Origin of the sequence: Pandoraea fibrosis (assembly GCF_000807775.2) — a bacterium.
Lineage (GTDB): Bacteria > Pseudomonadota > Gammaproteobacteria > Burkholderiales > Burkholderiaceae > Pandoraea > Pandoraea fibrosis.
In genome coordinates, this window is record NZ_CP047385.1 from 3,982,239 (window position 1) to 3,997,269 (window position 15,031).

Annotated in this window: 13 protein-coding genes, 1 tRNA gene and 1 pseudogene; 9 read left to right on the forward strand and 6 right to left on the reverse strand. The window is 55.6% G+C overall.

The window, feature by feature from the left end; translation table 11 throughout:
* Nucleotides 1-66: 66 nt before the first annotated feature.
* Nucleotides 67-759: a hypothetical protein gene (locus PI93_RS17505; protein WP_144400342.1), complete on the forward strand. Its 693-nt coding sequence runs from the start codon at nucleotides 67-69 to the stop codon at nucleotides 757-759.
* Between the two features lie 193 nt (nucleotides 760-952).
* On the forward strand, nucleotides 953-1,144 hold the full coding sequence (locus PI93_RS17510; protein WP_039371777.1) for a hypothetical protein: 192 nt from the start codon (nucleotides 953-955) through the stop codon (nucleotides 1,142-1,144).
* A 143-nt stretch (nucleotides 1,145-1,287) separates the two neighbouring features.
* Here the strand turns inward: PI93_RS17510 and PI93_RS17515 are convergent, their stop codons facing one another.
* From PI93_RS17515 to dusA, 3 genes are all read right to left on the reverse strand, one after another.
* Nucleotides 1,288-1,518, reverse strand: coding sequence for a hypothetical protein (locus PI93_RS17515; RefSeq protein WP_039371773.1), 231 nt, complete (start codon nucleotides 1,516-1,518; stop codon nucleotides 1,288-1,290).
* A 298-nt stretch (nucleotides 1,519-1,816) separates the two neighbouring features.
* Nucleotides 1,817-1,892: transfer RNA gene (locus PI93_RS17520), tRNA-His, on the reverse strand.
* A gap of 188 nt (nucleotides 1,893-2,080) precedes the next feature.
* Entirely contained in the window at nucleotides 2,081-3,094 is a 1,014-nt protein-coding gene (gene dusA, locus PI93_RS17525) for a tRNA dihydrouridine(20/20a) synthase DusA (protein ID WP_039371770.1), read from the reverse strand.
* Nucleotides 3,095-3,236: 142 nt separating this feature from the next.
* On the opposite strand from dusA, the gene PI93_RS17530 reads away from it, so the two are divergent.
* The 3 genes from PI93_RS17530 to PI93_RS17540 all read left to right on the forward strand — a co-directional run bounded on the left by PI93_RS17530 (nucleotide 3,237) and on the right by PI93_RS17540 (nucleotide 7,484).
* Nucleotides 3,237-4,322, forward strand: coding sequence for a site-specific integrase (locus PI93_RS17530; protein ID WP_039371767.1), 1,086 nt, complete (start codon nucleotides 3,237-3,239; stop codon nucleotides 4,320-4,322).
* Nucleotides 4,323-4,704: 382 nt separating this feature from the next.
* The gene (locus PI93_RS17535) at nucleotides 4,705-5,742 is read left to right on the forward strand and encodes an SIR2 family protein (protein ID WP_052240744.1); all 1,038 of its coding nucleotides are present in this window, start codon (nucleotides 4,705-4,707) and stop codon (nucleotides 5,740-5,742) included.
* A gap of 167 nt (nucleotides 5,743-5,909) precedes the next feature.
* On the forward strand, nucleotides 5,910-7,484 hold the full coding sequence (locus PI93_RS17540; protein ID WP_201278400.1) for an ATP-binding protein: 1,575 nt from the start codon (nucleotides 5,910-5,912) through the stop codon (nucleotides 7,482-7,484).
* Nucleotides 7,485-8,219: 735 nt separating this feature from the next.
* On the opposite strand, the gene PI93_RS17545 is transcribed toward PI93_RS17540, so the two are convergent.
* The 3 genes and pseudogenes from PI93_RS17545 to PI93_RS25110 all read right to left on the reverse strand — a co-directional run bounded on the left by PI93_RS17545 (nucleotide 8,220) and on the right by PI93_RS25110 (nucleotide 10,930).
* A protein-coding gene (locus PI93_RS17545) for an IS3 family transposase (RefSeq protein WP_144400344.1) occupies nucleotides 8,220-9,307 on the reverse strand; the annotation gives its coding sequence in 2 pieces (ribosomal slippage) (nucleotides 8,220-9,058 and nucleotides 9,058-9,307; 1,089 coding nt in all).
* Nucleotides 9,308-9,366: 59 nt separating this feature from the next.
* Nucleotides 9,367-10,167 (reverse strand): annotated as a pseudogene (locus PI93_RS17550) (IS256 family transposase); the annotation flags it as partial.
* Nucleotides 10,168-10,258: 91 nt separating this feature from the next.
* On the reverse strand, nucleotides 10,259-10,930 hold the full coding sequence (locus PI93_RS25110; protein WP_080759242.1) for an HNH endonuclease: 672 nt from the start codon (nucleotides 10,928-10,930) through the stop codon (nucleotides 10,259-10,261).
* Nucleotides 10,931-11,508: 578 nt separating this feature from the next.
* On the opposite strand from PI93_RS25110, the gene PI93_RS17560 reads away from it, so the two are divergent.
* The 4 genes from PI93_RS17560 (at nucleotide 11,509) to PI93_RS17575 (ending at nucleotide 15,029) form a co-directional block, all read left to right on the forward strand.
* Nucleotides 11,509-11,973 carry a hypothetical protein gene (locus PI93_RS17560; RefSeq protein ID WP_144400346.1) on the forward strand — a complete coding sequence of 155 codons (465 nt, stop codon included), beginning with the start codon at nucleotides 11,509-11,511 and terminating at the stop codon, nucleotides 11,971-11,973.
* Nucleotides 11,974-12,655: 682 nt separating this feature from the next.
* Nucleotides 12,656-12,877, forward strand: coding sequence for a hypothetical protein (locus PI93_RS17565; protein ID WP_039371745.1), 222 nt, complete (start codon nucleotides 12,656-12,658; stop codon nucleotides 12,875-12,877).
* Nucleotides 12,878-13,799: 922 nt separating this feature from the next.
* Nucleotides 13,800-14,600, forward strand: a complete 801-nt coding sequence (locus PI93_RS17570) for a rolling circle replication-associated protein (RefSeq protein WP_039374736.1) — start codon at nucleotides 13,800-13,802, stop codon at nucleotides 14,598-14,600.
* A 168-nt stretch (nucleotides 14,601-14,768) separates the two neighbouring features.
* Nucleotides 14,769-15,029, forward strand: coding sequence for a pyocin activator PrtN family protein (locus PI93_RS17575; RefSeq protein ID WP_039374735.1), 261 nt, complete (start codon nucleotides 14,769-14,771; stop codon nucleotides 15,027-15,029).
* Nucleotides 15,030-15,031: the final 2 nt, after the last annotated feature.

The window sequence follows — 15,031 nt, forward strand, 5'->3', positions numbered from 1 at the left end:
ACCGCGGACACTAAAGAAGCGCCCGATCTTTCCGTAATATAAATGTGCCAAATTGTTGCCAACGACATGTCAATCACCCTCACTCTGATTTTTGACGCCGCAACTAAAATTATCCCGGTGATCTCCACCGCCGCAATCGCTTGGCGTAGGTACAGTCGCGAGCCCAAGGTGAAGCGCAAGACGAGGGATCAACAGAAGCTCGATCAATTGAGCGCATTCCTTGCGTTTGACATCAGACACCGCGATCGCCTCGTTGTCGAACAGCAATTCCGAATTTTCTTCTCGGGCAGGATCGATTACTTGGAGATCGTCTGCCTCCTAGGCGCAAAGCGGCAACTTACGGCGTTCACATTTCTGCCAACCGCTCGTCCGTTCGTCATTTTCAATGAATCCGAGGGGCACTTCGCCTTTCGCAATCTGTACTCAACGCAGACAAAACGCCGCATTTGGAAAGCATCTTTCTTCGCCGTATATTGCTTCCTTTGCCTGGCTGCGTTTCTCCCATGGTCAACGCTCGACTTTGAGAGAAGTGGATGGCAATCGGTATTCGCGCTCTCCGTGTTATGTGCCATGTCCTTTTGGGCTGCATGGGGATCGCTCACATTCTCTGCAGATCTTTCAATCGCCGAGAAATTCGTAGATGCGGCCAAAAGCGCCGAGGTGACCGCCCCCAAACTTCGCCAAGCGGCCAATACTGCCAATGCTACGAATTCTCCGCATCAGGCGTCGCACCCGCAGGCAGCCAATCGCCCCGGATAATCAACACATGCCAGAACGCTACATGTACGAAGACGAAGTCAAAGTTGGCTTAAATCTGCTTGGCGTTGCCACCAATGCGGATGAGAGAATCACATCCGGTCAACGATTAGAGAAGGCATCCAAGCGATTGTGGTTAAGATGTTTGTCCCCCCCCCGAACACAGTATTCATCTGACAGCGAAAATGCTTGAAGCATGCAACGCGGTGCGGTGCGCGACCTCATTGACTCAGACACAACACTGACCCGCATTGAAATCGCCGCGTTGCGCGAAAGTCACCAAGGTTATTGCGCCGAAATCGAGAGTTGGACATCGAAGGCCGAGCAATATGCAAAGCAACGCGCTAAAGCGGGCGAAGTGGTAAAGCGCCATTTGCACAAGATTTGAACATTCCCGGAAGTCCCCACCCAACCGTATCAATTGCCGCGCAACACGCACCTGTAGCCGTCAAACCATCCCTGACACAGCGATAGATTTTTCTTCTGCTGCCGCAGGAACCAGCCCGTCGCTAAATTAATGCGGGCGTGAGGCTAGTCCCAATTCCCCGTATCGATGCGATGGCGGGCCAATTGCAGTCCCCAATCGAGCGCCACAGCCGACGCCTGCGGTGCCTCGTAGTCCACGGTGCGACGCAAGCGGTCTACCACTTCGCCATCTGCCTTGATGACGATCGAGACATCAAATCCATTGGGATGCTTGATCTTGTTCGCCAGCTCAACCAACACACTGATTGCATGGCCTTCGTAGTCCACTGCATACATACCGATCTCCTTCGCTTTCGAATAATCCTTGGACCTGAAGAAACGAGCGGCATATCCGGTCTCCGGGCACTTGGCGCTTCACGCTGAATGACGGCCAACCCATCGCGATGACGGAAATATGCAAACACCGGAAAGCCGACGTTTTCGACTTTGTCGCGCGCACAGACTCGGGCACGACGATGCGTCATCACGACTGCAAACGCGCGAAGTATGCGTCACCGACGAAGCGGGCAAATTGACAACTCGGGGATTTCGGTAACAACCGAAGTGATGACTGCTGGGAAAAACAAGGGAATTTTGGGGTGACCGATGGGACTCGAACCCACGACGACTGGAATCACAATCCAGGACTCTACCAACTGAGCTACGGCCACCGCCGTGATCAGCAACTTGACTTGCTTGCTGAACAGAAACAAGATTATAGCGACGTTTTTATTGCGCTGCCAAGCACTTTTTTCACTTCTTCGAAATATTTGTTCGCTCTCGTGCACGATCGATGCGCAGCATCGTCATCTCACGCGGCGAACGCTCACAAGGCAACGTCGCTCGCCACCGCAAAACATCATGCCGTCGCGAACGACGCCTCGTCGTCCCGCTCGGAAAACGCGCCCGCACGCAACTGTGCGCGCGCTTCTTCGAACGCGCCAATGCCCGCCTTCAGGCGCTTCGGATCGGATAGCACCCGACGCCATCCGCGAGCGCCCGGCACGCCGCGATACAGGCCGAGCGCATGACGCGTAATCGCGCCAAGATACCGGCCCTTCTCCACTTGCCCCGCTGCGTAAGCGATCAACGCGTCCTCCACCTCCTCGCGCGATTTCACCGGTGACGTGTCGCCGTAGAAGCGTGCGTCGACTTCGGCCAGTACATACGGGTTGTGATACGCCTCACGGCCCAGCATCACACCGTCGACGTACTGCAAATGCTGTTCGACTTCATCGAGCGTCTTCACACCGCCGTTGATCAGGATCTCAAGCTGCGGGAAAACTTGCTTCAGGCGATAGGCGTAGTCGTACTTGAGCGGCGGAATCTCGCGATTCTCCTTCGGGCTCAGTCCTTTCAGAATGGCATTGCGCGCATGCACGATAAACGTTGTGCAACCGGCTTCAGCGATTTGGCCGACGAAGTCCTCAACGAACGAGAACGACTCCACATCATCGATCCCGATGCGATGCTTGACCGTGACCGGCACCTGCACCACATCGCGCATCGCTTTCACACAGTCGGCCACCAACGCCGGCTCGGCCATGAGACAGGCGCCGAACGCACCACGCTGCACGCGCTCCGACGGACAACCGCAATTCAGGTTGATCTCGTCGTACCCCCACTGCTCGCCGAGCTTCGCCGCGCGCGCGAGATCCTGCGGCTCGCTGCCGCCCAGTTGCAACGCCACGGGATGCTCCACGGCGTCGAAGTCGAGATGGCGCGCCACGTCCCCATGCAGCAGCGCACCGGTCGTGACCATCTCGGTATACAGCCACGTGTGACGCGAAAGCTGACGATGAAAGACGCGACAGTTCGAATCGGTCCAATCCATCATCGGCGCCACGCTGACGCGGCGGGGAGGTAAATTCATCAAAAATCTCTTACAAAACAGTCGATTACAGCAAAAAGCGTAGTGCCAGATTTCCCAATTTTAGCCCCGATTTTCGCTCGTTTTAGCACCCAAGTGCTACGGTGTAGCATCGAAAAACGCCATGTAGCACCGACGAAAACCTATGGGAACAATCACAGTTCGGGAACGAAAGGACAAAAGTATAGGGTATACCGCACAGATCCGCCTGAAGCGCGGCGGACGGGTGGCCTACACCGAGGCGAAGACGTTTGACCGCAGGCAGGCTGCGGCGGCGTGGATCGTCAAGAGGGAGAAGGAACTGGCGCGTCCGGGGGCGATGGAAGCCGCAGTGCAGACGGACCCGCTATTTAGTGAGGTGATTGATAAGTATGTCCGCGAATCCATCAAGATCATCGGGCGAACGAAGGCTCAGGTACTAAATGCCGTCGCCCGCGCACCAATCGGGGAAAAGCGTTGCAGCGAACTCGGAAGTACCGACTACGTTGACTTCGCCAAGAGCCTAGACGTCCTTCCGCAGACCGCGAGCAACTATATGTCACACATCGGGGCAGTCGTGAACGTCGCTCGTCCCGCGTGGGGCTATCCGTTGTCCGAGCAAGCGTTGAAAGATGCCCGACGAGTCCTCTCTCACCTCGGCCACACCGGTAAGTCGGTCAAAAGGGAACGACGCGTAAGCTTTTCCGAGTTGGATCTGCTGCTCGAACATTTTGTAGGGATTCGTAAGCGGCATCCGAATAGCGTTCCGATGCAATACATCGTGCCGTTCGCGATCTTCTCGACGCGACGCCAAGAGGAGATCGTCACGATCAAGTGGTCGAACTTGGACAGGGATGGCTCGCGGATACTAGTACGGGACATGAAGCATCCAGGGCAAAAGATCGGCAACGATGTCTGGTGCGACCTTCCCCCGGAAGCAATCCGCATTCTGTCGGTGATACCGCGACGCGAAGGAGAAGACCGAATCCTCCCCCACACCACCGACGCCGTCAGCGCAGCATTCACACGCGCCTGCCAGTTTCTTCAAATTCCGGATCTGAGATTTCATGACCTGCGCCACGAAGGTACTAGCTGGCTGTTCGAGCAAGGCCTATCGATACCTCGCGTGGCAGCCGTCACCGGGCACCGGAGCTGGACAAGCCTAAAGCGGTACACGCATATCCGCCAAACGGGCAATCGATTCGCCGACTGGCCGTGGCTTGCGAGACTAGCCCCGGCGATGAACGCATGACTCAGCAAGCACCTGAGCGTGACAAAGCGCAGCACCAAGATTTGACTCGTAAGCTATTAACCTTGGGTGGGGGGGGAGGCTCGTGGGGTAAGGAGTTGCCGAAGGGGAGCAGACTATTTTGGGGTATTACAGCCCGAGGATAAGTCGTTGATTTTATAGTGAATGAATTTGAGCGATAGTAGTAGGCGTGGTGCGAAATTGAGTCGAAATGATCGGCATCTCGATGGTGGTTCTCGACCCGTTTCTGCAGTAGCACGCCGCACCAAGTGAGTGGCTGCCTTTTCAGGCTCAAAGGCCATCGCCCATATCAAATGTTCGAGTTCAAATTTCGATGTAATAATGCGCTAAATATTCCCACCGAAAACCAATTTGGACGGCGAACTTGGAGCTTGGTCAACTAAAAATGCTGCTTCAGCAGCACTTTACTGATGGACTGGTAACCATCGTCGGTTCTGGTTTGTCATGCGCGGAGGGGCTTCCAGGCATGGGCGAGCTTGCACATTACCTCCAAGTTAACATCGAGGCCGATTTGTCGGATGACGACAAGAATCACTGGACCCAACTGTCGCCCTTGATCACGGCAACCGGACTGGAAGCCGCACTACTATCTAAACCGCCGACGCCTACGCTTGAAACTGCCATTGTCGCGAAAACGGTCGAATTAATCGCGCAGCGTGAACGTGACATAGTAGCTGAGGTATTCACTAAGGCGCGCACCCTCCGTTTCACTCGTCTTTTGAAACACCTTCTTAAGCCAACTACGGGAGTGCCGGTTGTCACCACCAACTACGATCGACTGCTGGAGGTCGCGGCGGAGGAGGCTGGCCTCGGTGCGGACACACTGTTTGTAGGTCAATTCGCCGGACATTTGGACGAACAGGAAAGTAAATTAAGTTTCTGCCGCGAGGTCACCCTAAAGGGAAAAAGTGTTCAATATCGCTATCGGCAAAAGGTGAATGTCTTCAAGCCACATGGTAGCCTCGACTGGTACCATCGTGATGGAAAGCCTGTGCGCTACGCCGGCGATCTCCACTTACAGCGTTTAATTATCACACCGGGCTTGAATAAATTTCGGAGCGGTTATGAGAGTCCATTTGATCGGCACCGCGAGCGCGCAAATGGGGCGATCGACAAGGCGAGCCGCTTTCTTGTGTTGGGCTATGGATTTAACGATGATCACCTTGAAACGCATCTAACGCCGCGAATCAAAAGTGGGATTCCGACTCTTTTGCTGACACACTCGCTTTCGGACAATGCTCTGAAGCTCGCTCGTGACCACGCCAACGTCATCGCGATCCAGCACGGGACTATCGGTGGGGTGTCCGGCTCGTCGGTTTTCGTCAACAAGATTGAGGGTTTCGTACCAGTGCTTGCTCTCTGGGATCTCAACTCATTCATTTCAGAGGTACTTGAACCGTGACAGATGCCGCTCTCCAGTTTACTGACGACGATAGAATCGGTCGGGTCGCGTCGGTCGACACCAGTCGCGTAGCAATAGATGTAACTAACTCAATCCTTCTCACCCGCATTGGAATCGGTCAACTCATCGCCATTCGTGGTACGACGGAGCGGGAGTACCTCATTGCCATGACCGAGCGTGTGACGCGAAGCATGCGTGATGAGTTGCCAAATTCTGACGATTCTGGAGAAGATGGCCAGCTTCTAGAAGCGGTTGCGGATGATTTGATCCAAGCCGTTCTTATTGGCACCTTTCGCACGATCGAGGGCGAGAAGGTAAACACCTTCAAGCGCGGCGCGGACAGTTTTCCCCAGATTGACCGAGAGTGTTATGTCATCGAGGGCGGAAATCTTCAGCGCTTCATGGGCATCCTGGGTGCGGGCTTCGCGGAGGAGGAGCGGCTGAAACTCGGCACATTTGTCGCTGACCGGTCGGCTAATGCGATCGCGAGCGGCGACAAGTTCTTTCAACGGCACGCGGCCATCCTAGGGAGTACCGGTTCGGGCAAGAGTTGGGCTGTGGCACTTATCTTGGAACGAGCCGCAAAACTGAAGTTTCCGAACATCATTGTCTTTGACATGCACGGCGAGTACGCGCCACTTGCCGATGAAGCAATCGGTGGCTTTGCGCAACGATTTCGCATCGCCGGACCTGGTGACTTGGACAAGCCTGGCGATGATGTGTTGTTTTTGCCATATTGGCTTCTGAATCGCGACGAGATGCTCTCGATGATCCTCGACAGAAGCGATCAGAATGCACCGAATCAGGCCTCGCGGTTCACACTTCACGTCCGTACCCTCAAGGGAGAGACACTCGATACCGAGAAGCGGGATGTGGTTAAGAAGACATTCACCGTAGACTCCCCGATCCCCTATGACATAAAAAAGCTCGTAAAGCTTCTGGAGACCGACAATACGACCAAGGGCGTGGGAAAAACCGGGCCCGTGAAGGGCGAGTGGGAGGACAAGCTTACCCGCTTCCTGTCTCGACTGGAGACGAAGCTCGACGATCGTCGGTATGGATTCATGTTTGCACCGCCGCTAGCGGCAATGGCATACGATTGGTTGGCCAACCAAGTCCTCCGGCTTTTGACATCAAACGGTGGATCTGGGATCAAGGTCGTTGATTTTTCAGAGGTGCCCGCCGACGTCCTTCCCGTCGTGACCGGCACTTTGGCGCGATTACTCTATGACGTCCAATTCTGGATGCGCTCGGGCAAGCGGACACCGGTTACGCTGCTCTGTGACGAAGCCCATCTTTATCTGCCCGTGCGGGAAGATGCTGACGCGGTACAGCGGCAAGCGCTCGGCTCGTTTGAACGGATCGCCAAGGAAGGCCGTAAGTACGGTTTTTCGCTATTAGTGGTTAGTCAACGCCCTGCCGACGTCAGCCGAACGATTCTAAGCCAGTGTAATAATTTCCTGGCGTTACGGTTGACGAATGAGACGGACCAAGGCGTAATTAAACGGCTTATGCCGGATTCACTGGCGGGCTTGACCAGCATTCTCCCGCTTCTCGACACAGGAGAAGCGTTGCTCTTAGGTGATGCGGTGCTGCTGCCGACGCGCATAAAGCTCGATATCCCAAAGATCACGCCGGACAGCGCGACAAGGGATTTTTGGAGGGAATGGGGAACGCAAGAGCCGCAGGAAGATGCAATCAAGTTGGCCATCGAAAGCCTTCGAAGCCAGGCGAGGATTTAGTGCTCGAGTGAGGAAATCAGAAACCAATACGAATAACAAGAGATTGGCGAAAATTTTCCAAGCTCGTGGTTCTCTGTTAGAGGAGCGAGATTTATTTCTTCTACAGAGAATTGGATACGAAGGCTTCGATCATAGGATGCTTGCGCATTTGGCCTGTCGACGTATTGAGATCGGGTCACTCCGATCTTGAAGTTTGAGGACGAGTATCTGCTAATGGCTATCTGGAAAGAGACGATAGTAGTCTGCGCCAAAGCCAGATATTCGCGACAGGTACATTTGTGCCGTGCGCAAGTCCGGTTCGGCCAATAGGTTGGCAGGTGTAAAGGCGAGCGGACGTCCGTTGCCCGGGGCGAACCCGATATGTCCGCGAGAGCGCTGGCCAATCACTGTTTATGGCCGACTTCAGCCGTTAGTGAGCGTCTGCCATCGACCCATCGCGGATGGGTCGATAAACATGAGAACAACGGCAGCGTTCCGAGCGAACGGACAGACTCACGCCTAAATTGGGGTACGGGCCGGCCACGCGCCTCAATCGGATTTCGAGCAGGTGTGTGGTTTACACCTCCCCACACGCGGGGCATACGTTGCACTGCCTAGGCCGAGCGTCACCGAAAAAAAATGGAAAGTATCGCGCAGGAAGGGGGTGTCAGAATTTCCGTGTTCAAGGCGGGTTGAGAATTACACGGACGGTCGAACGGTAATGCCCCCATTTTCCACGGCCGCGAGAAGTAGAAACTAAGCGGCCATGGCCAGCCGCTGCTTCGGGGTAAAGCCGCCCAATGCCATATTTGGGCGCTCGTGATTGTAAGTCCACATCCAGTCGGCCGCTGCCTGCCGAACCTGCTCCAGGTCTTCCCACAGATATTGCGAGAGCCATTCGTATCGCGCGGTCCGATTGAACCGTTCGATGTACGCGTTCTGTTGCGGCTTGCCCGGCTCAATGTATTCCAGCCGTATACCTAGCTTCTGCGTCCAAGTCACGATGGCTATGCTCAGGTATTCTGGGGCGTTGTCACAACGAATTACCTTCGGCTTGCCACGCCATTCCATGTGCTGCTCCAGCGTGCGAATCACCCGCTCGGACGGCAGCGAGAAATCCACCTCAATGCCCAGCGCCTCGCGGTTGAAATCATCAATCACGTTCAGCGTCCGGATGCTGCGCCCGTCAACGAGCTGGTCATGCATGAAGTCCATTGACCACACTTCGTTGATGGCATGCGGCACCGACAGCGGCTGCGGCGTTTCGCGCACCAAGCGTTTCTTCGGCTTGATGCGCAGGTTCAGCTCCAGCTCCCGATAAATCCGGTAGATGCGCTTGTGGTTCCACCCGAATCCCTTCACGTTACGCAAGTAGTAATAGCACAGCAGAAAGCCCCAGTTGCGATGACAGCCCGTGATACGCATCAGCCAGTCTGCAATCTCTTCGTTCTCCGTGTTCAATTTCGCCTCGTATCGGTAGCACGACTCGCTGATGCCGAACACTGTGCACGCCACACGAATTGACACGCGGCGCTGTTGCACAACCTGCTTTGCCATCTCGCGCCGGCGAGATGGCTTCAGAACTTTTTTTGCAGCGCCTCCGAGGCAATCTCAGCCTTGAGCTTCTCCTCGATGTACATCTTGCGCAGCCGGGCATTCTCCGCCTCGAGCTCCTTCATGCGCGACATCATCGACGCGTCCATCCCGCCGTACTTCGAGCGCCATTTGTAGAACGTTGCCGAACTGATGCCCAGTTCCCGGCATAGCTCCGGCACCGCAAGCCCAGCCTCCGCGCGCTTGAGCGCCTCCAATATCTGGCTGTCTGTGAATCTCGACTTCTTCATCTGCAGAACTCCCTCTTAACGAGAAAATTCTACTTCTCCCAGCGCCGGTTTGCGGGGGGCATTACCCAGGTTTGCAGCGTTGTTGCCGGAAATACGGCAGCCAGCGCCTCGGGCATGCCCTTGAGGCCATCGGTCACCGCAATCAGAATGTCGTTCACGCCGCGCGTTTTCAGATCGTTAAACACCTTCATCCAGAACTTGGCGCCTTCGGTGTTTTCGATCCACAGGCCCAGGATGTCGCGCGTACCGTCGGGCAGGATGCCCAGCGCCAGATATACCGCCTTGTTGCGTACGACGGCATCCTCGCGAATCTTCACACGCAGCGCGTCGAAGAACACGACCGGATACATCGGTTCGAGCGGCCGGGACTGCCAGGCGGTGACTTCACTCATCACCTCGTCGGTGACCGAGCTGATGAACTCGGGCGAGACTTCCGTGCCGTACTGTTCCTGTACGAAGCCCTGAATTTCACGAACGGTCATGCCACGGGCATACATGGCGATGATCTTGTCATCAAAGCCCGTGAAGCGTCGTCCGTGTTTGGGGATCAACAGCGGCTCGAAGCTGCCGTCGCGGTCACGCGGCACCTCGATGCGGATCGGGCCGTCCTCTGTCAGGACCGTCTTGGCACCACGGCCGTTGCGCTGGTTCGTCACGCTGGCCGGTTTGGCCGTGCCCGACGGGTAGCCGAGATGGTGATTCATCTCGCCGCCCAGCGCACGCTCGATCAACGCTTTCTTGAAGGCCAGCGATGCGGCATTGATGGCGTCGGCCGTCATCGGGCCGTTGCCGAACTGCTCAAGCAGTTCGGCGGGGATCGTCGGCAGCTCTGCCGGTGGGGTTTTCGGTTTGCGAGGCATCGTCACTCCTTGGCGACATGTTATGCCTCAAACACGAAATTAATGACAGCCCCCGCAGGAATACAACTCGCATTCCGCATAAGGCTACTGACTACCATACTTCACAACGAGTATGCATTATGTTCGCGGAGAACTGCCTTGCCCTTATCATTGCCCTATCATCACAGGGGGATACTCGTAGCAAAGAAAGTTCCATCCCTTGAGTCAAACCCGCCAATTGATATAGCTCCGAGTCTATTTCGTTCTTTAGTTCTTGATTGCAAGGCTCACACAAGGTGACTAAATTCCTAGAATTGGTTTCCCCTCCTAGCGAGAAAGGCAGAACATGCTGAAGGGTCAAGTTCTCAGGGGCGTGGCAGCGCAAACAACGCCTGCCGTCTCTATCAAGAATCTGCTCCCTTGCCTGCCCGCGATAACTGCGACTTAGCATTTTCGGGGATGCAATATCTCTATCGGTGAATGAACCAAATGGTGATTTTATACATTGACGACCACTCAACCATTGACAGATTGATCTCTCAGCATAATCACAATCCACCAAGGCCCACCCATGAATGCATAGCCAATTTCGATAGCTTTCATCCGAATTTACCTGCAATGCCTGCTGACCTAACTCTGCGAGCGCAGTAACAAACTGACCTTCGTACACCTCTGACGGAATCCTGCGCTCGAACCCTCTGTCTCCCGGTTTGCTTCCATGCGTATAAACACTGAAGTAGGCGTAGCCACCGCAAACCTGCTTCAAATCAAATGCGTAAGGCATTTCCCCCCCAAGGCTGTTCGATTTATGTTTAAAATAAATTTTTGGAGCGGAGCGTATCGACAAGAATAGACTCCGGGCAGCAATATGCCGCCGTGCCGATGGGCGATCTCCGCCTACCACGACTAACGCTCACCAAGGGTCCCTCGTTGCCTTCGTACTGGCGCGCCTCGTCCTTGTCGTCACCATCTTTGATGACCATCGGCGTTACGGCACTAGGCTACCGTCAACTGTACGATGTTTCAAATGATGGCGTGCCGGACGACCAAATGCCTCAGGGGCGGTCGAAGAGGGATCATTCACTTCTTCCTCGGCTTGCGGAATTTCGTTCTCGGTCGAGAACGGAATCGCGTCGCTGCACCGTCTGTTTGGGCAAGCTCTTATATCTCCCCTCGCTAGTCTCCTCTGAGCCTCCCGGCGACCGCAAGCCGGATAGGCGTAGAAGCGATTGTCTACATTGGATACACCCTCCAGCTACGGACTCAACATGAGATTGCCGGCGTACAATCCGCGCCCATACCAACCGGGAGATACCGGCAAGTCCGCAGGAGGAGTTTTGATGCACGACGAGGAGCACTCACTTGTCTCCCGCAACTAAATGGGTATTGGTTGAGGCGTTGCTCCCACTCTTCGGAGCAAGTTTGATTTATGGATTTCTTGGAGTAGCAAGATGGCTAGTCACGCCAGCAACCAAGCGAGTTAAATGGGCTTGGGGCGAAGCTTTCGACGCGATGGGCTGGTTGTATGGCGGCGTAATTCTTGCGGTTCAAGCTGGTATTCGAGGTTATGAGGCCGCTGCCACCGGGCCACATTTCGTCGTTGTCTGGATTTGCTTTATCGCTGCGATCGCATGCGGCATCCTTTTATCCGCGGCCATGATGGCGCGCGGGGAGGATCACGAATGGAAGCCGCCAGCAGTCATGCTAGTATCCACAAGCTTCTTGATGATCGTGATTGTGGTCACGGCACACACGGTCCAGGAGGTGACATTAGCCAACGGAGTAGATGATGTCTGCCACACCGACGCGAAAAAGACTTGCAGCTAGTGCATCGAAGGCGCGTTCTTTCAAGAAAATGCGTTTTGCGCACGGCCGCAACATCCCCACGAGTCAGCACCGCTCGCAAGCCGCTAGCGGGATGATTAAGTTCGCGTCCACACTCAGTGGTGGAACTGCGGTTGGACTTGCTGTGGCGCTTCTTACGCCCAGCGTCATCGTTACGATAGGCGCAATGATCGCAGGGCTCATCGGTAGCGGGCTATTAGTCAAACGATTCGGATAGAATCGTTTGTCCACACATCGCAACGGAGCCTTTCGGCTCCGTTTTCGTTTCTAGCGGCACATCGCGATTAACTTCCCCGTCGACCAAGGAGAATCCCTATTGAGGCATCGGAATGTTCTGAATCGCAATGAGTGACCTAGAATGCGACTCCGAACGCGTGGTGCCCACAACGTCAGCTCGATAATCTTGTTCCCGTCGCGCCCCAAACGCGACCGGGTTTGACGACCCGAACGGTCTTATCTCGGGCACACGGCCGCGAAGTTTGCGGCTTTCGTGTGCGCTGTGCCACGCCTCGATGTCTACGGGTGGGCCTGGATTGGGACACCTTCGGGTGTGCCGCCTAATCCGAGTGACCAGCGGTTCGTCAACCTAGTCCAGTGCCCGCCCACCCCTGCGCAATGCAGCGGGTGGCGGGAATCGCAAATTGGCTAGTTAGAGGTGCCCCGCATGACGCTTCATCTTCCCGCAGCTTCCTTAGTCCACGCTTCCGTCGACAGGCTCAACACTCTCTCCGAACGTATCCTTGCGCTGACGATGTGCACCAACACAGACGCCGGCAAGGAGATGCCCCATCGGTTCCTGCTCGCGATCTTCGAAGAGCTTGGCGAAATGACCGTCGAACTCGTCTGTGAATGTCACAAGTTGAAGGCTGATTGTCTCGACGCGTAGTCGTCCGCCAGCAGTTCATCTGACTCTGCCAACGGCATGGCCCCCCGCATATTTCGGCTGTCTCTACAGCATCGCGCTGCCCTCATGTGCGCTCGCTGTTTCAATTTCACGCCAAGCCTTTCGCCATGCCCGCCATCAATTCCCTCCCCGCCGCTCCAATCGGAATTTCCCCATATACGGTGCGTTCGCGCGCTGCTTTAATAGCCCCACGTTTGCGCCACGCTTCCATACGTGGCTTCCGATTGTATTCAGTGCATAGCGTCACCACTTCTGGCTACAAACGCCGGAAGTCGATTCGCGCTCAAGAGCGTTCGCTGGGGCAATTTAACGAGAGCTCGGCCAAGATCCCATCGCGGGCAGTGTCCATCGTCGTACTGCGGCCATCATCCAAAATTCCCTATCTCACCCAGCAGGTAACACCGTCGTAACCCAACCTCATCCGTTGGTTCGTTCGTTGACATTTGTACTTCCTTAAGCCGGTCGTCTTTCAGGACATCTAGCGTCGGGAGTGTCAGCGCCGTACCCGAAGAGAGGGTTGCGTATGCGTGCTTGCGGAGTCCGGGCGGTTATCGCGCGGCTCAGCGCGGCCCGCGTGACCGAGCAGCGGGTAATACCTCGCGCGTTCGCCAAGACCTCATTCCTTTGCATTCCGGCTCTCATGCCGAACCTTTCGGCCGTCAATGGCGCGCTATCGCTCGTCTTGTACGCCAAGGGTTACGGACAGAAGTTTGGAAGCACTGCGAGCGCCCGCCGCCCGCAGGGGCGAGGACGGCGGGCGCTCGCAGTGCGCCCATAGACTTGTACTACTAATACTTAACGTACAAGTCATCGGAATCGCAGGCCCGATCAGGCACGACAGGAACACCGACTCCCCAAGCAATCAACGCGCGGGGCACCCTGGTCAGAGAGATAGAGGTTTGCGATGAATGACACCAACGTTTTGAATTACTCGCCCTTCCGCCGTGAATGGATCGTCCGTCTCCGTGCATTCGAAGATGGTCAAGTGGAAGCTTATGCAATTCGCTTTGACCGGTACATGAAGACGCAGTCCCTTCATCTGATGCCGAGAGCCAAACGTGGCGAGTCGGATTCCACTGAGGCGAACAAACTAGTTGCCGCGAAGCGTGCAAAACAGCAAGTTCGGCTGCGCTGCAAGGCGATTGGTGCCGATCGAATGATCACTCTCACGTATCGCGAGAACGTGCTCGACAAGGAGAGGATCAAGCGCGATTTCGATTCGCTGCGACGCCTCTTGGGTAAGGTTCAGAACTTCCAATATGTCGCTGTAGCTGAACGGCAGAAGCGAGGAGCTTGGCATCTGCACATCGCCGTCAAAGGGCGGCAGAACTATCGCGTCTTGCGGGAGCTGTGGCTTCGTGTGGTCGGCGAGGGAAATGGGAACGTCGACGTGCGCAATCCGAATCGCGAAGCCGGCCTACGTCACAAGATCGCCAGTTACATCGGAAAGTACATCGTCAAGAATTTCGATGAGCATAAGCTCAACGAGAAGCGGTATTGGGCAAGTCGTGGCATCAAGGTTCCGGAGGCGGAGACGGTCAAGCACGTTCTTGAAGATTCACCCGCCGATGCCATCGTCGCTGCGTACAAAGCCGTCCTCGCGACTGGAGCAACGCTTGAGGATCATCAGCAGTGTTGGGATCAGGATGCGGGCTACTTCTGGATGGCGACCAAAGAACGGCCAACGTCCTCCAGCAAGGCGTGAGGGGGTATCGATGAGAAATCTGACCTCGATGCTTCTCGAACCGGAAGCAGTCGTCGCGCGGACCAGGAGCCGCATACACGCTGACACGTTCGCCGGCTTTCATGCTGACAACATGCCGCCGATCGCAATCTGGCCCTGGATGGGCAAGCCAAGCAAAGGGGCTATCCGATGAACACCACTTTTCTTCTTATGGCTCAGTACGGTGCCGTCGCAGTAGTCCCTTTAGAAGCCGTGTGCCGAGACTACTTCTCCCACCTGAGCACGGAAAAACTGACGCGAAAGATTGGCGCAGGCGATATCGCGCTTCCGCTAGTTCGAATGGAAGGCTCTCAGAAAAGCGCGAAGGGGGTACATGTGGAGGATCTTGCGAAATACATCGACGAACGACGCGCGGCGGCGGTAAAAGAGTGCCACCAACTCTGTCACTGAAT